The sequence below is a fragment of the Streptomyces sp. 6-11-2 genome (assembly GCF_006540305.1).
Lineage (GTDB): Bacteria > Actinomycetota > Actinomycetes > Streptomycetales > Streptomycetaceae > Streptomyces.
Genome location: NZ_BJOR01000001.1, coordinates 4,445,707 through 4,465,785 on the forward strand (window position 1 = coordinate 4,445,707; position 20,079 = coordinate 4,465,785).

A 20,079-nucleotide genomic window follows, 5' to 3' on the forward strand; every position below is an offset into this window, starting at 1 on the left:
CGAGCGTCAGGGAGAGAGGACGGCCCCGAAGAATCCCAGAGTGGGCTCTTGGGGCGTTCCCACCAGCAGCGCGCGGTCCAACAGAATGTTGTTGTGCTCGCAGCTCGTCTCCGGGAGCATCACGCAGGCGTGGCAGGCGGCGAGGTTGGTGCCGCCGGTACCGGACGCCTCGGTCTCCATGCAGAGCGGGTCGGAAGAACACCACTCGGCGCGGTGGACGGCCGAACGGACCGTGCGATCGAGAAGCTCCGGTTCGCCTTGAGCGACGAGACCACCGAGACTGCCTGCCGAGTCGCTCGTAGCCGTGTAGATGAGTACTCCGGCCATGTCGTCGGCGGCATACAGGCGCTCACGCAGGGCAGCGGCCGGGTAGCCCGCCTCCAGACTCCACTCGTTGATGAGGACGTGCGCCAAAGTGTGCAGCAGCACCATGCGCGGAGTGGCCGGGGAGGGTACAACCAGGCTCGGGTCGCCGGCCCGTTCCTCCAGCACCCGCTGGTGAGCGGTGCGCATCCGCTCAGTCCGGGCCGCCACTGCCGCGGCCTTCTCCCAGGTGCCGAGTCGGTCCTCGTCCAGGCGGAGGAAGACCCCCTCGCCGCGCACTTCCATGGCTGGGAGCCAGCGCATGGGAGAGCCGGAGAGAGGCATCTCTTTCGCATCGGTCGTCGACTCGGGGTCGGCAAGCCGGGTGAACGCCTTCAGGGCGCGTACCTCGCGGAGCTTCTTGACCAGCATCGGGCCGGTGACGCCGAGCGGAGCGAGCACGCTTTGGTCGCCCAACGGGGTTTCGCAGACAAACTGTTCGTCGTGAGAGTGCTCGCTCTCGTCGTTGCCCGAGCGGAGACGCTCGTACTCCTTGTTGCGCAGGGCGCGATAGCGGTGGTCGAAGGAGGGCCCCGCCTCGCCGTCGGGATCCTCCTCGCGTTCCGCGTCGAGCAGCGTCATCACCTCATCCAGAGAAATGGGCCACTCATCGTCAAAAATCGCATCGAGGTAACCCTCGACGGCCGTGCGATCCTTGTGCTTTCGGAGTTTCTCCCAGTGCTCGGCGAGTGGATCCGCTCGGCCGTCGCTCCACGGCGGGATGGAGAGGGCCGACTTCAGGACCGGCTGCCACACGGCGGAGGAACCACGCTGAAGCGTGCGCAGCGGGAGTCCACACTCCACAGCAGGAGCGGACGTGCCGAGCCACGGCCGGGTGCCCTGACACCTGAGTCCGAGATCCTTCAGCGCGTTCTTGCGGAAGGAGCCCTCCATCGATACCTCGGGCGCCTGCTCACAGGTGCAGGAGACGAGGATCGAGCGGAGCGAGGACGTACGCCCGGACGAGCGAAGCCTGAGTTTGCCGTCGCATTGAACGGTGGCCGCGGCTCCACGCTCGGTCGAGCGGTGGACCCAGTGCCAGTACGGGAACTCTCCGAGGTGCCCGGCCGCGCACGCGACAACGAAGCGGGAGGGTACGAGTTCGACTTCGCACGTGCCGCACACGCTTCGTCCCTGCGGCGGGTTGAAGTCGCGGTGGCGCTGGAGCTCGGTGCACTCCGGGCAGGAGTGCATCAAGGGGAAGCGTCGGCCTCGCATGCCGTCCTTGCTGTCGTCGTCGGACGCGGGCGGCAGTCGAAAATGACTGACGTCGAGCAGGCGGGCCAGACGCCGTTCATGGATTCGTGGGGCCTCGTCGGCCCGCCAGCTGTCCTCGGCGTGGTCCAGGCCCGAAACGATGAAGGACTCGTGGTCGACGGCGATGAGCGATCCGACGCCGTACGTGGTGATGGCCTGGGCGCGGCGGACCGCACCCCGCCGGGGCAGATTGTGGGCGGGCGTTCCGCCCTCGGCCGCGCGGCGTCGACGGGCGGGAGGCGGGGTCATCGGGTTCCCTCCATGAACAGGGCGGACTCGGCGTCGACGTCGCGCAGGCTCCACAACGTGGGCCACGCCTCGGCGTTCTCGGACTCGTCGTCGTACGCCTTCAAAAGCGAAGGGGTACGACTACCCTTTTTGGGTTCGAAGAGCAGGCCGCTGTGGATGTCGGCCTCATCGCACCACCAGTCGACGAACTCGTTGAAGGCGTGGGACACGGCGTCGCTCTCCTCCGGGGTGACCGCTCGGACGCGACGCACAAGGATGTCCTTGACCTCGTTCCGGAGGATGTCCTCGTACGACTCGACCTTGCCGGCGCTCTCGTTCGGGCCGGCGGCCGGGATCATGATGCGGGCGAGGGCGACGATCACCGCATGCAGGCCCCTTTCACGGGCGCGGGCGGAGAACGGCGTGACGGACGTGGACTCGACCTCGCGGTAGAGGGCCGAGTGGAAGTGCTGGAAGCCTTCGTAGTGGGAACGATCGCGGGATCGAGCGGAGTTGAGCATGACCGTGACCAGGCCGGGGTGTGCGCGGCCAACCCGGCTGGTGGCCTGGATGTACTCGGCCGTCGTCTGCGGCTGACCCATCACAGCCATGAGTCCGAGGCGATCCACATCAACGCCCACCGCGATCATGTTGGTGGCCAGAAGGACGTCCACGGTGTCCTCGTCGGGCAGCTTCTTCTCGATGCCCTTGAGGCGGGCCGGGATCTCGCTGGCGTCGACACGGCTCGTCAGTTCCGAGTAGTTGGTGACCGAGCGGACCGCTACCCCCTCGCGCTCGGCAAGCAGTTCCAGATAGGCCACCACGTCGTCGTGCACCTGGAGCTCGGCCGCGGAGAGCAGTCGGAGGCTGTTGAAGTAGCCGACCAGGCTCCAATACGCGTCACGCACCTCGTCCTTGGTATCCGCGTGCTTGGCTCGGTGCAACAGGGTGGCGTACGTGCGGATCAGCAGGGTGGACTGGCTGGTGCCAGGGGCCAGGAGGCCGACGTACCGGCGGCTCGCCTTCTCCTCGCGCGGTGTTTCCACGGCGAACCACGAGTCGCGGGCGTCCAGGCCGGCGGGCGGGAACTGTCGCACCCCGCGTGCGAAGAGATGGCGGCCCTGGTCGGCGGCACGGCGGATGGTCGCCGTGGAGGCGATCACCTTGGGTCGGTCGGCGAGAGCGTCCACAGCGGTCTCGTAGAGACCGGTGAGGGTACCCAAAGGTCCCGAGATCAGGTGTAGTTCGTCTTGGACGATCAGCTCCGGGGGCGGGGTGCGGTCGTGCGGGTCGTCGCGATTGAACAGCGCGGAGGTCGCTGGGCGCCATGGCATCGAAGCGAACTTGTCGACGGTGGCGATCACCAGCGTCGGTCGGGCGTCGTACACGGCCTCGTCGATCAGGTGGACGGGCAGGCCGTCGGCGAAGTCGCAGTCCGTGCCGGGACAGCGGACGTACATCCTCTTGGCGTCCTCGTCGGCCTTGTAGTCACGGGCGTCGAGGCGGGTACCGCACCAGGGGCAGGCATGCAGCTGGACCGGGTTCTCCTTGGCGAGGCGCTTGTCGAGGTCTTTGCGTAGCTCGTCGAGCTTCTTGTCTGCCTCGGCCAGTGTGTTGGGAGTTGCGGAACGCCCCACCCACATGCCGACGGAGAACTCCTCGGTGCCCAGTTCAGGTGTGCGGAGCCGTAGCTGCTCCATGGCGCAGAGCAGGATCGCCGCACGCTCGAACTGCTGAAGGGTGAGCAGTCGCAGTGTGTAACGCATGAGGACGGTGACACCACCGCCGTCCGTGCCCTTGCGGATGCGACGCAGGAACGACGTGAGCGCGATCAGCCCGAGGTAGGCCTCCGTCTTGCCACCACCGGTGGGGAACCACAGCAGATCGGAGATCTCCCGGTCGCGGTGTTCGGGATCGTCGATGCCGGCCAGGCAGAGCAGCATGAACGCGATCTGGAAAGGGCGCCAGCGGCCGGCGGCCGGGTTCGGGTCGCCGACGCATCCGTCCTTGACCCACGCGCTGCGGGCGCGCTGGTCGGCCATGGCGCGGTTGGCGAGACGGAACGCCCGCATCAGGTCGGGCTTGGCTCGCAGCAGGTCGATGCCCTCACGGATCCGGCTGAGCGCCTCACGGCAGGCCGTCACCTGCTCGCGTGCGGCCTTCTTGTGTTTGTCGCCCGTCAGGCCCTCCGCCTCGGCCGCCTTGCGATCGATCCAGTGTTCATAGCCCGTGGCAAGTTCCTCCAGAGCGGTCAGGACCTCGGCGTCGGGCTGCTCCGCCAGTCCAAGCATGGACAGCGCCGAGCTGTCGATCTCCGGGTTGGAGTCGGTGAGCAGTACCTCCACGGACGGCACGAACTGGCTGCGGACCTCGGCGACGGCTGCCTGAACGGTGTCGGTCATACCGATCGGCGGCGGGGTCCAGTCCCACTCGGCGGAACAGCCGTGCCCGACGGCGAAGGTCGGTGCGTGGCGGTGCAGCAACCGGCTCGTGGCGATCTCCGGGTCGTGGGCGGTGGACGGGGCGGGGCGCTCGACGAACACTGTGGAGCCGTTGGCGGCCCGTACCGTCAGACCGCACTGGAACAGGGAGAAGGCGTCCTGGAGGTCCCACTTGCCGACCCTGTGCTCGTTGACCAGCGTCACCGTGATCGTGACTGTGCCGGTAGTCGCGTCGGGGCGCCGAACATTGACGCGCAGATCGACCCCTTCGTGCAGGTTCTCCCGCTTGTCACTGTCAGGCGTGGAGACGTCGATCGGGTAGTCCGGGAGTGCGAGTTCCACGCGCTGCCAACGTTCCTGCTGGTCGGAAGTAGTGCGGGCCTCGGCGCGGCGAGGCTCGACCGGGTTGCCGTCCGCGTCTGTGGGTTTGTATACGGCGGCGCGAGCCGAGATCACGATCGTGTCGCTTATGGCCGGGTCGACCGCGAAGGTCAGACCCATCGAGGACGGGCGGCGATCGCCCGCCCTGCCGAGATCCTGCTCGGTGCCGGACTCCTCGACGTCATCGCGGGTCAACAGTGGTGCGGCGTCCAGGCCGTCCTGTTCGGCGATCTCCTCCTTCTTTCGTTCCTCCGCGGCCTTGTCCACCGCCCGCGGATACAGCACGCCGGTCAGGTAACGGTCGATCGGCGCGTCCTGGGTGAGCACCTCGGCCCGGTCGTCCGGCGCGGCGTCCTCGGGGGGACCGAGGAGTTCACGGCGAAGACCTACCAGGAGTTCCTCGTCCCGGACCCGGTAGTGCTCGGAGTGCCGGCCTGCCACATGTGTCATGCGCCCTGCTCCTCATGGTTGTCGGCTCGCCGGAACTTCCCGACGCCGGTGATTCTGGGGACGATCCACACACCCCGATCTCCCAGCCCGGCGTTGGTCCCGGCGGCGGTGCTGCCCGTCACGGTCTCCAGGGTGTCGATCCGCAGGCCGTGGATCTCGTCAGGCCACCAGGGGTCCCACGTCCTGTTCACCTTCTGCACCTGGTACAGCTGCTCGCGGAACCGCCGTGATGCCTCACCGACCTCCCGTCCGTCGTGCACCAGGGCGTACGGCGGGCTCTGCGACTCGCCCATCGGCAGGTCGTGGCGCTTGCGCAGAACCACCGGCTGCCCGGCGCCGACTCGTTCCAGGAGGTACGCCTGGGTGGCGACGGCGTCGCCGTCACGGCCGGGCGGGTCGTCCCGGCACACGTCGCCTGCCTCGGCGACGATGCCGAACCGGTCGTACGACCGCCAGCCGCCGATGTAGCGCCGGCCGGCGCCCCGCTTCTCCGCTCGCCTGAACTGCGGAAGTTCGGGAGGCGCAACGTGGTACAGGTCGCGACGGGCACGCGTCATTGCCACGTACAAGGCACGCGCCTCAGCTGGGAGGTCCAACTCGTCCTTGTGCCGCTTGTGCAGTTCCGCGACGGTCGGAGGGGCCAATATGATCACCCGGTCGAACTCCAAGCCCTTGGCGCGGTGCACGGTCGAGACGACGATCCGGGCGGTCTCCGGGTCGGCCGCCTCGTCGGGGAACCTGCTGTCGGCGATCGCGCGACGCAACCGGTCCAGATCGATCACGCCTCGCCCGGGCCCGCGAGCCACCCGACGCAGCGAGGTCCACAAGGCGGTCACGTTCGGCTCGAACGGCAGGGGGATCTCAGTGAGCAGCGAGCGGAACCGGTCCTCGGCGAGGCCGGTCGCTTCCGTGCGGCGCAGCAGCTCGGCGACCCAGTAAGGCACCGGGCGTTCTTCGAGAGGGCGCCGCAGCCGGTGCTCGACACCGTGGGTGTGCAGCAACTCGGAGACCACGAGAGCCTCCCTGTTGTCGCGGGTGAGCACCGCGCAGGTGTCGGTGGAGTCCCGCAGACCGGCCAGGGTGAACTCGTCGCTGAGGTCGCCCATGGCGTTCACAGGGTCCAGGAGCAGCTCACGAAGCTCCTCGTAGAGCATGCCCGCGTCGTCCGGATCGTTGAGCTGCTGGAGGCGCGGACCATGCGCCAGCGCCACCCGTGCCTCCGGCGTGACGGCCCGGAAGTTCTCGGTCAGCCGCAGCTCCACCAGGTCGTCGGGGTACGAGCAGCGCAGCCAGTCGAAGAACCGGCCGATCTCGTCGGCGCGTTCGCGCGGGTCCGTGATCTGAAAGCCGTAGACGGACTGGGCGGCGTCTCCGACTACGGTGAAGCCACAGCTGTCCTGGTAACGGTCGAGAAGCGTCTCCACCAGCTCGCGGCGCGCGCCCAGCAGGTCCTGCACCTCGTCGATCACGACATGGGCGGGCGGGACGGCGTCACCGATCTCCAGCGCCCCCTTCTCGACCGCGTTGGCAGCGGCGGTGATCCGCTCGTCGAAGCCGACCCCCCTCCAGTCGCCGTCCGGATGCGCCCGGCTGAGCACGCTGTACGCCCAGGCGTCGAAGGTCTGGGCGCGTACCCGGCGAGCCCGTTCCCCGTGCCGGGCGATGCGCTCGCGCAGCTCCCGGGCGGCGGCCCGGGAGAAGGTGAGCACCAGTATCTCGGCGGCCTCCAGCGCCTCGTCCGGGTCCTCGTTGCCGCAGAGTGCGTCGAGCCGGCGCACGAGGGTGTGTGTCTTCCCCGCCCCTGCCCCGGCGGTGACCAGGACACGGGCGCCCCAGGGCTGCTCGACCACGGCCCGCTGCTCCTCGGTGAGCGAGGGGCTGTCGAGGTAGGCGTCGGTCACTTACGGCTCCAGAGGTGCTCGAACTGGGTGAAGGCCAGCTGGGTGTCGAAGTTGGCGATGTTGTCGCTGACGTTGAGGATCAGGCAGGTGGGCTTGCCGCCGTTCTTCGGGCCGCGCAGGCCTCGACCGATCATCTGCTGGTAGACGTTGGTGCTGTAGACCGGGCGGGCCACCACGACGACGCGTGTGGCGGGGGCGTCGAACCCCTGGGTCAGGACGCCGTAATTGGTGAGGACGCGGATGCGTTCCGACCGGAAGTCCTCGATGCGCCGCCGCCGGTCCTGGGCGCTGGTGGTCGAGTCCACGGCGGCGGCGGGAACTCCCCGGTCGTTCAGCAGCGCGGCCAGGGAGTTGGCGTGGTCCACGGAGGTGGCGAAGAGCAGGGTCGGCCAGTCGTCGGGAAGGCCGGCCACCTCTTCGACGATACGGCGGCTGCGCGCGTGGTCCTCCGCGAGGCGCTGCTCGGCGGAGCGCGAGAGCATGGCCATGCGATCGGCCTGGGCCTTCTCATCGCTGGTCAGCACGATGTTGCCGCCTTCCAACGTGCGGTGTTCCACCTGGGCGAGCATCCCCCAGTCCTGGAGGTCCCGGTACGGGTCGCCGGAAGGAAAGACCCCTTCGTCGAGGCGCCGTCGGCCGAAGCGGCCGGCCAGCCGATTGGTCTCCTCCTCATTGCTGTTGCGGTACGGGGTGGCGGTCAGACCGAGCAGATGACGTCGGGTTTCGTACTGGGTAAGGCCCAACTTGCCCAGAATGTCGGTGTACCGGGGGGAGACCGCGGTGTGCGCCTCGTCCACGATCACGAGGGAGGCCTTCCGCAGCCACTCGTACTGGTCGGTACCCAGGCACCGTTCCAGCTTGGCGTCCGTGGCCACCACCAGGTGCGGGTGCCCCTCGACGTTCCCGACCTCGTTCCCGCTCCACAGTCGACTGATGGTGAGAGGCCTTTCCGCCCCCACCTTGCTCCACACGAACTTCCAGCTCTGTACGGCCTGTTCGCACAGCTCCTCGGTCTGCGCGATCCACAGCAACGGTCCCTCCAGCTCACCCACCCGCTTCACCCAGCGGATCACGGCCTCGGCGGTGACGCGTGTCTTGCCGGCGCCGGTGGGCAGGGACAGCATGGCCCTCTGCGGGGCCAGCCGGTCGAGCAGCGTGGTGATGTTGCGGACCAAGTCCTCCTGGTAGTCATGGAGCCGTGGGAAGTCCCGCGGCCCGTCGATCGTCTCGAAGACGGGTGGTGACGGCGTCCGGGAGCCGGCGAAGGTCACCGGCAGGCCGAGACTCGACACGAAGGCGATAGCGGCTGAGGAACCTCCGTAGCCCACGGGTGCGTTGAGGAACTTGGCTTGGATGTCCCGGGCGTGGTGATGGAGCACCCTGTCTCCGCGAGCGTTGAAGGCCATTTGCGCGATTCGGTGCCCGGACGGCTCCGCGCCGCCGGTCGCCTCCAGTTCGGCCTCCATCAATCCGTCGGGGAGACCGGACCGCAGAGCTTCCGGGCCGATCAGCAGCTCGATCTTGGTGACAACGTCGTCCGCGTCACGTACGGCCTTCAGAGCCGCCTTGGTCTTGCTGTCCCGTGCCATCCGCTCCTGGTGCTCCAACACCGCCCGGCAGCCGGCCGCGCCCAGTCCGAGCTCCAGCTCACGGTCGATGAGGCGGAGCATCGGCTCGGGTTCCAGGGGGATACGGACCTTGACCGTGGCGCCTTGGCGCACTGCGTCCAAGGGGCGGGGCTTCGCGGCGTTCGCCGTCCGGGTCACCTCTTCGAGCTCTGTGCACCGCTGCACCACGCTGTTCCGGTTGCTGCTGTTCAGACGCTGACGCAGGGCCGGGTACAGCTCCACGAGCGGGATCGGGTCGCCGTCCGGGACCTCACGGGTCTCCCGGGTGATGGCGTCGGCGTACCGCTTCATGCCCCACTTCTCGACCATCAACTCGGCGTCGTCAGCGGACGCCACGAGCAGGGCGGGAAGCTGCTCCGCGCGCAATGCCCGGTACTCGGTCTCGCCGACCGCGACGGTGATCTCCTCGTCGGGGCGGGTGTCCCAGCTGTTGCCGATCCGGCAGCGGGTCAACGAGTCCTCGGGGAAGTCCGCGCCGAATCGGGTGAGCATTACATAGGTGTTGCCGACGAAGGCGTCGTCCTCGCTCCGAGTCACCTCCGAGAGGAGCTTCTTCCAGTGTTCGGCGGGGACGTCGTCGACCGTGGTGGGCAGGCGCAGCTTGCGGGCTTTCTCGGGGGAGATGTCGGCAACCGGCAACACGTCGCGATAGGCGGCGAGCTGGGGTCCGACCGCCTCACCCAGCGACGTGATTCCCTGAGAGGTGGAGACGGCTCCGTACTTCCTGAGCATCCAGCGGATCGGGGACATTACGGCCTGTCGGGTGCTCGACTGCGCGCCGATCCGACGCGTCCAGTTGTCGACCACTGCGTCGTCCGGCAGCGCTTTCAGGAAGGCCGCGCGGGACTCCTCCGAGAGCGAACGGAAGAGGTGCAGCGGGCCACCGATCGCGGACCCCTCCACCTTCATACGGCTGAGGGACGGACGGGGAGCACGCTGATCCAGGCCTCGCAGATAGGACGCGTGGACGGCTTCCCGATACTCCTCGAACCAGGCCTCGCCCTCAGGACGCACCGAACTCGAAGGACGTTCGCGCAAGTCGATCTCGCGGAAGAAGGCGAGGTCGTCGGAGTGGAACCGCGTGTCGACGGCGATGCTCGGGTCGCGTCCCGCGTCGACCACCGCACCTGGCAGCATGCAGTCGCGCACCGGATGGAACTTCCCGTCAGCCGTCCGCACGCGCAGGGTCTCGCGGGCATTCGGCACGTGCCGGAGCACAGCGTGGGTCAACCGGCGTCCACCAGCCTGGCGGAACAGGTCCCAGAAGCGCTCCCATTCGGCGCTTCCGTAGCCCTCGAAGCCTTGGTCGAGCACGCTGATGAACCGGCCTTCGACGTCCGCCTCGCGGATGCCGAGGAGGTTGAGCGCGGAAGCGAGCTTCGGGTCCCGGGCGATCTCACCGACCACGTACACCAGGGACTCCCGCAGCCCACCTTCGTCCGCGCGGCGGAACACCTGTCCCGGGACAGCGGGCACGAGACCGTGCTCCTCGGTGAGTACGACCTTCGCCTTGCGGGCCTCTTCCGCGTGGGGCGACCCGACCCGGACCATGTCGGCCAGGATGTGGATTGCCGCTGCTGACGCCTCGGCGGTGCCGCACTCGACCAGTGCCTCCAACCATTCGCGCACATCGGCCCGCTTGTGACCAGCCGTACCGAGGATGTGCTCGACCTTGCCCGAACGCAGCGTGTCGGCCTCGGCGTTCGGGTGCAGCCAGTTCGACGGGCGGCCGGGGGCCTCGTGCCACATCCGCAGCCAGCCGGCGTGACGTTCCTTGTCGAGACGCGGAGGAACGCGCAGCACGGTAGGGACACGCAGCACGCCCTCCTGGTCGGGCAGCGACGGACGGACCGCCGCCCGCTCCCAGATCTCCCTGGTCAGGAACTCGTCGGCCCAGCTGATCGACTCCTTCACACGACCGGGCAGCAGCGGAAGGTACGCGGCGGGGTCCTCGGCGGGAGCCAGGCGGGGCAGGGAATCGACCACCAACGCCGCCGACACCTTGATCATCTCCTCGTTGAACGCCGAGGAATCGAGCAGGTTCTGACGGTCCTCGTTGGTCTTCCACGCGCCGTTGAGGATGCCGCTGAGGGACATCTCGTACTTGGTCGGGAAGAAGGACCAGAAGCGACCCCGCCCCCGGGACTGCGGACTGACGTGGAGCCCGCTCTTGTCGTCCTTCTCCAGTGCCGGCACAGCCCAGGCAAGGTCCAGGGTGAGGCGGTCGTGCAGTTCGCCGGCGTCGGCCCGGGCAGCCGGACCGGGTTCGTGCGTGGTGGAGAAGACCTGCCAGCAGGCGCTGACCGTCGGCCTTCCCGTCCGCTCCTCCACCACGGTGTGCAGGTCCCCGGACTGCTCGGCGGTGAGCATGCGACGGACGGCCGGACGGGGCCGACGGTCCTCAAGGACGACCTTCCCCACGTGAGGGGAGAGGAGCTGGAACCCGAGCGGGAACTCCTCGCGGGCCGCTCCGGCGGCTGTCCGCCCGCCGTGCATGTCCAGCGCCAACCGGCCGGCGGCGCCGGCGAGCAGTGGCAGGCGGACGACAGTCGTGGCCCAGTTCAGCAGCTCGTCCAGGACGGGGTCCTGAGCACGCTCGGTGGCCACGTCGAGAGGACGCGCCATGCGAAGCACCGGTGCCTCGAACCGCTCGCCCAGGCGCTCCCGCACGCCGGGGACCGATCGGATCTCCTCGAATGCCCATTCGCGGTCGAATCCGAAGGCCCCGGTACTGCTGAAGAACTGCGGAGTGTCGGTGACGACAAGAACGGATTTCACCCCCACACCGAAACGGCCGATCTGGCCACCTCGCTTGCGCGACATGCTCATTCGAAGAATGGTTTCCGCGCCTTCGGGGGTCATCGGGTCGCCCTCGTTGGCACAGTAGAGGTGCGTATTGGTGAGGACGACCTGGACGCATCCCCCGGGTTCGGCGGCGATCTCGTCGGCCGCGTTCTGTACGAGTTCGAACAGTTGACGGTCGCCGTATCCGCCCTGCGTGATGCGGCGCTCTCCGTTGGCGTGTTCCGGCACGAGGCCGGGATCGACCTCGTAGGTCTGCAGGACGCGAGCGGACTGTTCAAGAACAGTGGGGATGGTCGAAGGTGGCAATGAGGACACTGCTTCTTCACGACTCCTGCGATGGGCGGGATGACGGAAAACGGACGAGAGGGTCGGGTGAAAGGTGACACCAGGCTGTTTGACCTGCGGAGACTCGACTCGGTGGACCTGTTGGCTCAATGGCCGAACGTTGAGGAGGTGCCAGCTTTCGCGGGATCAGTCGCTGTCGGGATCGGCAAATCCATCACTGTGACCGAAGAGCTCGTCGAACTCCTCGATCGTCATTCCGAACGAGTGGAGAATCTGCTTTCTTTCCACGTGGGAGCTGGCTAACGAAATCATCAGGGACACGGAGTGAAGTTCACGCAGTGAGTGAGGGGAGGGGTGCGGAGGTTCCGTCTCCTCGGGAGGGTCTTCCATGGAAATCTCGCATTCTCCGGTTCTGGTCGAGGATCCCCGTACCACAAGCGCGTGCGGGGCAGTTCAAATGCAAGTGGATACAACTCACCCAGTGCCACACGGGAGTTCCCGAGTGAGGCGGCAGCTGCCGTTGCCGAGGATCCTAGGGGGCGTCACTCGTTCGTGCTACCCCAAAGCCCTTACCAGTTTCCGGAGTTGACGCCTCCGATTGCTGCGAGCGTCTGCGGTCAGGATTTCCTGGTCGGCCCTCGCAGCCTCGCCGCCCGGACGCATTGCCGGACAAGGGGCCCTGGATTGGCCATATTGGTCGAACTGGACAGGGGGCCTCGGTAGGGTGGACCGTGCTTGCGTCAAACATCAGTTGACGTGTGTCTGGGCGTCAAATTAGCCTGTCCGTCACCGGGGGCACAACGACATACAGCGAAGAGTGGGAGGCCACATGGAGGTCGGTGAGGAGTTCGGGCCCTGGCTGTCCCGTCAGCTCAAACTCGCGGGCAAGACGCAGGCGGAGCTGGCCGACGAGCTGGGGCTGACCAGGGCCGCGGTCTCGGCGTGGATCACCAAGCGCTCGGTCCCGCGTCCGACCGTCATGGGGGAGATCGCCAAGGCGCTCGGCACGGACCTGGGCACGGTGCACACCCGCACCACCGACACGCAAGCCGGTCTCCCCATCACCTGGTACCACCGGCCCGGCTACCAGGACGGCGGGCGTGACGGCGGGAATGCCGCGGCCTTTGCCTTCGACGCGGACGTTCAGGTGCTCGCACGCGAGACCTGTCAGAACAGTCTCGACGAACGGCTTGTGGAGAACGGTCGTCCGGTCCGGGTTCGGTACACGATCCACGAGTTGACCGGCGAGAAGCTGGACGCTTTTCGTGCCGCCGTACTCTGGGACGACCTCCAGCCCCACTACTCGGCGGTTTCCGAGTCCGCCGCCGATCAGAAGGTCGGACGCGTCGTGGACGCCGGTGTGCGCGACATGTTCGAGAAGGGTCGGCTGATCCTTCTGCGGATCGACGACTACAACGCCTCCGGTCTCACCGGTGACGACTACGGCGACGGCAAGTTCGCGGCGGTCGTCCGCCGGCAACTGGAGAGTCTCAAGTCCGGCCGGGGGGCGGGTGGTTCCTACGGGCTCGGCAAGGCGACCCTCTGGGCGACCAGCGCGCTCGGCATGGTGCTGATCAACTCCACGCTTTCCGTCCCCCACGAGGGCCGCACCGAGCGCCGTGTCATCGGTCGACTGGAGCTGCCGTGGCGCTCCGTCGACGGCAACTCGTACGCGGGACCCGCCTGGCTGGGCCGCCCCGACCCCGAGACACCTGGGGCGGAAGTGGTCCGTTCCTGGTGGGCGGACGAGGAGACGCTCAAGCGTCTCCACCTCACCCGCGACGGTGATGAGCCGGGCACGTCCTTCCTCATTGTCGGCGCCCATGATGTGGCGAGCCTCGAACAAGGCAAAGCGGACTCGGTCGACGAGGACGAGAACGGGAGCAATGACGGGACCCGCGACATCCGCGCCATGCACCGACGCCTGGTCGAGGCGCTGGGTCGGGACTTCTGGGCGGCCATGACGGGAGGCGGCAACAGGCTCCCACTGTTGGAGACCACGGTCTGCGCAATGCGCAATGACGAAGTCGTCATCGACGAGGTGAAGGTCGACCCTCTGGACAAACAGCCCGCGCGCGCGCGTGCGCTGCGCGCCTTCTACGAAGGGACGACCGTGGACCGGCTCACCGAGGCCGGTCAGGTGGCTCTCCGCACAGTCCCGCTTCGGCTGCCCGTGTCCGGAGGGCGCCGTGGCACGCTCGGCACACACCCGGGAGTGCTCCTGGTCACGGACGCGGAGGGCGACGACGTGCCGAACCAGGTCCATTCGCTGCGCGGCAACCGGATGACCATCAAGAAGTCGGGCATCGCAGGCCTGCCGCTGGGTGTCAATCCCTTCCAAGCGGTCCTCCTGGTCGGGCACGCGGCCGGGGAGTCGGCGCCCTTCGCCGAGGAGGCCGAGGAGTTCCTGCGCGCCGCAGAACCGCCCGAGCACGATCGCTGGGGGCAGTCCGAGGAGCTGACGCTCCGTTGGTCGCACACTGCGCACCACCGCATTGCCAGGTTGACCACCGAGGTCAACGCGGCTGTGAAGGACCTGGTCGTACGGCCGAGGGGCGCCCGGTCGCAGGAGAGTGCCAAGCTGCGCAAGAAGCTCACCGTCCCGCAGAAGAGTGCCGCGCCCAAGCGTGCCTCCGGGAGGACCGTGCCCGAACTGGACGGGCTGGATGCCGAGATCGGCGCCGGCGGGGAGTGGCGGATCACGGCCGAAGTGAAGCTGCCACGCGCCGAGGAACTACCCGCCATGACACCGGTGGTGCTCCTCGACGTCCGGTCGGGCAGCCGACCCAGGCTCGACTGGGCGGAACTTGTCGCCGTGGAGGGCTGTGAGGTCGAGGGCGGCGTGCTCCGTTTCACGCCGGGTGTGCGCCGAGCCGTCTTCCAGGGTTCCACCGACGCCACGAGCCATCCGGTCCGCACCGAACTCACGCGACTGGTTCTCGAACTCCGTGCCGGTACAGGGAGTGAGGCGTGAAGTTCTACCCGTACAAGCGACTCAACCGTCCAATCACCCTGAGGGTGACCTCGGCCTCCCTCAGGCTGCCCGACGGCAGTCGCGATCACCTGGACATCTCGGCGTTCTCCATCCCTCAGCGGACCGTGGCCCTGGGTGTGGCACAGCACGAGGACTGGGTGTCGGCCAGGATCGGCCTGTCTGCCACCCTGCCTCCAGGCGCCACCGATGTCGACGCCCCGTGGAGCGATCTGCGGGTCCTGGCGGTGCTCACCGAGGGCGCCAGCAATGTGCGCACCTCCGCCGAACTCCGGCAGGACGCCCCGGGCAGCAAGGAGTGGTCCGGTGAGATGGAGTTGTTCCGCGACGATCACGTGAGTCGTGCCTCGTTGTCCGTCCACGCGGTCGCCACGGTCGGCGAGGTGCCGGGGCGGGCGATCACGGAGACGGACGGCGACTGGACCGTCGACGTCACGGCCGAGGAGCCTCTCGGAGGTCTGCGCCTGGACGTGAAACAGGCGAGTTTCTCCAAGAGCGCGCGGGAATGGTTGCGCCCCTACGCGGACGTGCCCTGGGTGATCGACGCCTCGGGCCGGCTGCCCGTGGTGATGGTCAACACCGACATCGAGGGCTTCTCCGACCTCCTGGGCGGCGAGAGCGGAGGGATGGAGAACAAGGTCCACGAGATCCTCGTCTCCCAGATGGCCACCGACGTGTGGACCGCGGTCTTCCACAGCGCCGTGGGCGACCTGGAGGTCGAACCCGATGGTTCGCCCGTCTTCCCCACTGACTGGCGGGGGGAAGTGCTGCGCGAGATGCTCCCCGACGTGGTGCCGGGTCTGCATGTCGAGGAGGCACTCCGTCAGGTCCACCGCCGTCGGACCGGCGACGCCGGATGGGTGGAGCTGCAGACCCGCATCCACTACGCCGCCGTACGCCGAGCCGGTGCGAGCAAGGCGCTCGCCAACGTCCTGCATGCACTGCAGAAGATGAACCGAGAGGGCAGCGCATGATCGAGAAGCCTCATCATCTTCCCGAGCGGCTGGGCCTGCTGTCCGCGACGGCCGCCGATCCCTTCCTCACCGAGGACCTTCTCAAGGGAGTGCAGGGGCACGCAGGCGTCGACCTGGCCAAGGTCGTCGAACCCTTGCCGGAGGACGACGCCCGGTGGGCGGTCGAACCACTGAGGGACCTGGTGGACGACGCGGTGCACCAGTTCAAGGAGAACCGGACGGACGCCGACGGCTGGCTCGCGCCCCGGTTGCATGCGACCCTACGCCTCACTCGGCGTGAGGCCGCCGATCAGCGGATCTGGAACCACCTCGCGCTGGCCGTCGCTCCGGACTACGTGGCCTTCCGGCACCCTCCGGCGCCTCCGACGCGCGGTGGGGGGCAGCCGCGTATCAACAGCGCCCGCTTCAAGGGCACGGCGGACCGTCAGTGCTTCTCGCGCCTGTGGTGGGCGGCTGAGATGTTCCGCAACGGTGACGACTACGCACCGGTGGTCGCGGCCTGTGCCAACCAGGATCTGATCCACAACGCACTGCGCCTGGACCTGGTCGACCATCGTCCTACCGCGCAGGCCCTGGTACGGGTCCTGGAACGAGATGTCGTCAGTACGGGCCGAGAGATCAACGGCCTCATGACAGCGATCAGCACCGCCGGTGCCACCTTGGTCTACGACGTGCTGGCGCCCGACGAACCACGTGACCCGGAGGCGCTCCGCCAGTGGATCGCGGAGGCCGAGTCCGCGCCGCCGGTGCCGCGGCACGAACTGCCGACCGGCCCCGAAGAGGACCCGGCCCCTGAGGAGTCGGTGGCGGCGCTCACCGCGTACTTCACGGAACTCTTCGAGACGGCTCCGGTCAGGGGGCGGGCACCTCAGACCTGAACGGGAGAGGTCACCTGCCGGTGAGCGGGTGACCCGCCCATTGCCCGTGCTCGCGGATCTTCACCGGCTCACTGGGCCGCCAGGTCTCCAGAGCCGCGGCAGCCTGTTCCAGCCTGGCGCGGGCCTCCTCGTGAGTCGCCTCGGGTTCGAGTACCTGCCGCAGCACGTGCAGGGCGAGCCGGGGCGGTACGGCGTTCCCGATCTGCTGCGACTGGTCACCGCCGCTCCAGGGATACGCGACCGGGAACGTCTGGAGCACCCCCGCCTCGGCGAGGGTGAAGCGGTCGAAGTGAGAAAGAGGTGTGTCGGTGCCTTGGTGGACCAGGCGGTTCCGGGACACCTTCCCGGTGATCGTCGAGGAAGGGGCGTCGTGGTCCCTTCGGCCACGCGCGCTGGGATCGCCACCGGTCCCGTAGTTCGACACGACGGTGAAGGCGGGGCGGTCCGGCAGGTGGGGGGCGAGGCCGCGCGCCTTCTTGAGAGCCGTCTCCATGGACACCCAAGCCGCTTTCGGCGTCCCGTCGAGTGACTCCTCCCGAGCGTTCCACAGCAGAGTGTCGGCCTGGTCGGTCGCCGACGGCCTGGTGGGAACGTTCCTGGGACGGTAGCGCTCGTGGGTCTCGGCCACCTCCGGGACGCCGGTTCCTCCGAGCCGTGCCATGAGCACCGCGCGCTTCCGGGTCTGCGGAACCCCGAACGCCTCGGTGAGCATCAACTGCGTCCTGGTCCGGTAGCCAAGGGTGGTGAGTACCTCGGCGTACTTCTCCCACACCGGCATGACGGCAGGCACCTGCTCCAGCACGACGGCTTCGTAAGGCTTCGACCCCGGGCGTCGGCTCCGCTCGATCACCCACCACAGGGGCTGGAGGACCAGCCCCGTCCGCTCGTCGCCCAACTCTTCGAGCCTGACCTTGAAGCCATCGAGTTCATCCTCAAGGGCACTGAACTCCTCGATCAGACGCTTGAGTTCGTCGTCCTCGAGGTCGAGGTCCTGTGGGGCCCCGAGGGTCTTCAGGAATTCCTTGATCTCTCTCGGGGAGCTGCCGCGTTCTTTCAGGTTGTGTGCGAGGGCCTTGCGCTTCTCGCCCCTGCGCGCCTCGACCTCACGCTTCTCGGTCTTGACCTCTTTCGCCAGCTCGGCTTTCAGCCGGAGTTCCTCGGAGATCTCACGCCACTCCCGGAAGATCTCCTTCCACTCCCCGTTCTCCACGCGCACGGCATCGTGCAGGCGCTGGATGTAGCCCAACACCTGGTCCAGTGCCCTGCGGCCGGCGCCATGTCCGGCTACGGTGAAGGTCTGGCAGGGAGGTCCACCTGTCAACACCTGGGCGTGAGGGAAGAAGGACGCGCGATACTTCCTCACATCGCCGTAAAAGGTGTCCATCCCCGCCGCGCTGCGGGTGGCGCACGCGTTCTTGTCCCACTCGATGCCGGTGACCCGGTGACCCAGGACATCCGCTGCCACATCCAGTCCGCCCGGCCCCGCGAACAAGTCCAAGATGCGGAAAACCGCAGGTGAGGGGGGTGCGTTCTCGATGTGGCTCATGGGCTTGAAGTGTAGCCGGCGATCGGGAGTGGCATTCCCGCCCTTCCTATGCACGGGCGGCCGACCGTAGGGCCGTCGCGATGGCCTTGCCGAGCGCCGTGCCTACCGGCGGAGGGGTGGCGTGACCGATCTGCCGGTACCGGGCCGTCTTCCGGCCGGTGATTTGCCACTCCGGGGGGAACGACTGAAGTACGGCCGCTTGGTCCACCGTGATCTTCAGCATCCGGGCTGCCTCGTCCGAGCGTGGCCACACGTAGTCCGGCCCCGGTACCTCGTCGGCGAACGCGCCGCCGTTCACCCCCATCCGAGCCCAGGCCCGTTTCGTGCCGCTGGGGCCGAGGTCCGCTCCGCCCCGGTTGTCCGAGCCCCCGACGAGGGTCGGCGCCACGGCCCGTGCCTGGTCCGCCCAGGCATCAGCCTCGGACCAGCCCCGGGCGCTCATCGATCGACGCAGCGCCCGACCGACCGAGACGTGCTCGCTCACCGTCGGCTCAGGCGGAACGAAGGCACGGAACCACGGCTCCTTGATCGCCACGAGAACGCCCTGCAGTCGCTCCTGGGGAACGCCGAAGTCCGCCGCGTTCAGCACGAACCAGCGGAGCCGGTAACCAAGATGCGCCAGCTCGCCCTCGATGAACTCCCTGACCTCTGCATACGCGGGCGAGTCGACGAGAGCGGGCAGGTTCTCCAGCAGCAGGGCGCGCGGCTGGATCGCGTGGACCAGGTAGACCGTGGCGGTGAGCAGTCGCAGTTCCGGCTCGCTGTCCGACCGTCTCACCGCCGCCGAGGACTTCACCCGGGGCAGGCCTGCCGAGAGCAGATCGACGTCCAGGGTCTCCGGGTGCTCCTCCGGGAGGAAGCTGATCAGATCGTCGCAGACGACCTTCCAACGAGGCCGGTTGGTCAGGATCGTCTCGCACGCCTGGGGCTTGTTGTCGAGCAGGAGCACCGGTGAAAAGCCCGCGCTCTCCAGCCCCGATGCCAGGCCGCCCGCACCCGCGCAGACATCCACGAAACACAGCCGGTCCGTCATTCGCTCCCCCCTCAGTCCAACACACGGCCCGACGACCGCGTTCTCACCTTGCGGCGCCCCGCACCCGCTTCTTCAGATCCACCGCCGCCCGCACTGCTGCTGCCACCTCGCCGGGCGGTACGTGCTCCCAGAACCGCAGTACCGTCCAGCCCTGGGCGGCGAGGTGTTCGGTGGTCTCTCGATCACGGGCCATGTTCCGATCCAGCTTGGCGCGCCACCAATCCGCGTTGGCCTTCGGATGCGTGGCGTGTTGTGGGCAGCCGTGCCAGAAGCAACCGTCCATGAAGATCGCGATCTTGTACTTGCCGAAGACGATGTCGATCGTGCGGCGCGGCATGCCCGGCACCGGTACGTTCACGCGATAGCGCAGGCCCGAGGCGTGCAACAGTCGCCGAACCGCGATCTCCACAGCGGTATCACGAGAGCCCTGCCGGCTCATACGGGCGGAGACTGCGGCGGAGGAGGGAAGGGCATCGGGCACGACGCCATTCTGCCGGCGGGCTCGGTATCGGTTACAGGCTATGGCGGAGGTCTCCGGGTGGACGAGCACCAAGGCACCTTCGCGGCGTTCCAAACCTGGACGACACGTGGAGCACGCGTGGACCTACCCCCGGTTCTTCCTGCTCCGCAACGTAGCAAAACCAACCGCCCATGCTGCGTCGTCGAAGCCGCAACCACCGCCATCGACAGTCCGAGGCCGACGAGAAGGTAGGACAGCGAGTGGTCGTACAGGACCCGCAGGATGGCCCCGGGGGCAGGCCCAGGATGCTGAGGACGCCCAGGGCGCTCGACTGGTTGCGGCGGCAGTCGCTGATCGACAAGCATGGTCAACGTTGACGAGAACATGACGGCACCGTCGGCGACTGCCAAGGCCATGTGAGGGACGGGGGTACCGGTGAGTGACCGGCATGTACGGA

At 68.0% G+C, this 20,079-nt stretch carries 10 protein-coding genes; 3 read left to right on the forward strand and 7 right to left on the reverse strand.

What is annotated here, in order from left to right; all coding sequences use genetic code 11:
- Positions 1-6 precede the first annotated feature (6 nt).
- The 4 genes from drmB to TNCT6_RS19570 are packed head-to-tail and all read right to left on the reverse strand — an operon-like array spanning position 7 to position 11,769.
- Positions 7-1,869, reverse strand: coding sequence for a DUF1998 domain-containing protein (gene drmB / locus TNCT6_RS19555; RefSeq protein WP_141360586.1), 1,863 nt, complete (start codon positions 1,867-1,869; stop codon positions 7-9).
- Positions 1,866-5,120: a helicase-related protein gene (locus TNCT6_RS19560; RefSeq protein ID WP_141360587.1), complete on the reverse strand. Its 3,255-nt coding sequence runs from the start codon at positions 5,118-5,120 to the stop codon at positions 1,866-1,868. The genes drmB and TNCT6_RS19560 overlap by 4 nt, the downstream gene beginning before the upstream one ends.
- Positions 5,117-7,021: a UvrD-helicase domain-containing protein gene (locus tag TNCT6_RS19565; RefSeq protein ID WP_141360588.1), complete on the reverse strand. Its 1,905-nt coding sequence runs from the start codon at positions 7,019-7,021 to the stop codon at positions 5,117-5,119. The genes TNCT6_RS19560 and TNCT6_RS19565 overlap by 4 nt, the downstream gene beginning before the upstream one ends.
- Complete coding sequence (locus tag TNCT6_RS19570; RefSeq protein WP_141360589.1) at positions 7,018-11,769, reverse strand: DEAD/DEAH box helicase; 4,752 nt, start codon at positions 11,767-11,769, stop codon at positions 7,018-7,020. Before TNCT6_RS19570 ends, TNCT6_RS19565 begins: the two co-directional genes overlap by 4 nt.
- Before the next feature lie 799 nt (positions 11,770-12,568).
- Between TNCT6_RS19570 and TNCT6_RS19575 the strand changes: the two genes are divergently transcribed.
- The 3 genes from TNCT6_RS19575 to TNCT6_RS19585 are packed head-to-tail and all read left to right on the forward strand — an operon-like array spanning position 12,569 to position 16,583.
- Complete coding sequence (locus tag TNCT6_RS19575) at positions 12,569-14,713, forward strand: helix-turn-helix transcriptional regulator (RefSeq protein WP_141360590.1); 2,145 nt, start codon at positions 12,569-12,571, stop codon at positions 14,711-14,713.
- The gene (locus TNCT6_RS19580; RefSeq protein WP_141360591.1) at positions 14,710-15,705 is read left to right on the forward strand and encodes a hypothetical protein; all 996 of its coding nucleotides are present in this window, start codon (positions 14,710-14,712) and stop codon (positions 15,703-15,705) included. Before TNCT6_RS19575 ends, TNCT6_RS19580 begins: the two co-directional genes overlap by 4 nt.
- Positions 15,702-16,583 carry a DUF6339 family protein gene (locus TNCT6_RS19585; protein ID WP_141360592.1) on the forward strand — a complete coding sequence of 294 codons (882 nt, stop codon included), beginning with the start codon at positions 15,702-15,704 and terminating at the stop codon, positions 16,581-16,583. The genes TNCT6_RS19580 and TNCT6_RS19585 overlap by 4 nt, the downstream gene beginning before the upstream one ends.
- Before the next feature lie 10 nt (positions 16,584-16,593).
- Here the strand turns inward: TNCT6_RS19585 and TNCT6_RS19590 are convergent, their stop codons facing one another.
- Genes TNCT6_RS19590 through TNCT6_RS19600 form a run of 3 tightly spaced genes read right to left on the reverse strand, consistent with a single transcriptional unit; the run spans position 16,594 to position 19,643 of the window.
- Complete coding sequence (locus tag TNCT6_RS19590) at positions 16,594-18,183, reverse strand: DNA cytosine methyltransferase (protein WP_373996188.1); 1,590 nt, start codon at positions 18,181-18,183, stop codon at positions 16,594-16,596.
- A complete protein-coding gene (locus TNCT6_RS19595) occupies positions 18,176-19,162 on the reverse strand; it encodes a DNA cytosine methyltransferase (RefSeq protein WP_141360594.1) in 987 nt (328 codons plus the stop codon). The genes TNCT6_RS19590 and TNCT6_RS19595 overlap by 8 nt, the downstream gene beginning before the upstream one ends.
- Before the next feature lie 43 nt (positions 19,163-19,205).
- On the reverse strand, positions 19,206-19,643 hold the full coding sequence (locus TNCT6_RS19600) for a very short patch repair endonuclease (RefSeq protein WP_253266163.1): 438 nt from the start codon (positions 19,641-19,643) through the stop codon (positions 19,206-19,208).
- Positions 19,644-20,079 lie beyond the last annotated feature (436 nt).

Excerpts from the sequence above, each read along its gene's own strand:
- TNCT6_RS19585 (WP_141360592.1), top strand. The coding sequence starts at position 15,702 with ATGATCGAGAAGCCTCATCATCTTCCCGAGCGGCTGGGCCTGCTGTCC.
- TNCT6_RS19560 (WP_141360587.1), bottom strand. The coding sequence starts at position 5,120 with ATGACACATGTGGCAGGCCGGCACTCCGAGCACTACCGGGTCCGGGAC.
- TNCT6_RS19595 (WP_141360594.1), bottom strand. The coding sequence starts at position 19,162 with ATGACGGACCGGCTGTGTTTCGTGGATGTCTGCGCGGGTGCGGGCGGC.
- drmB (WP_141360586.1), bottom strand. The coding sequence starts at position 1,869 with ATGACCCCGCCTCCCGCCCGTCGACGCCGCGCGGCCGAGGGCGGAACG.
- TNCT6_RS19575 (WP_141360590.1), top strand. The coding sequence starts at position 12,569 with ATGGAGGTCGGTGAGGAGTTCGGGCCCTGGCTGTCCCGTCAGCTCAAA.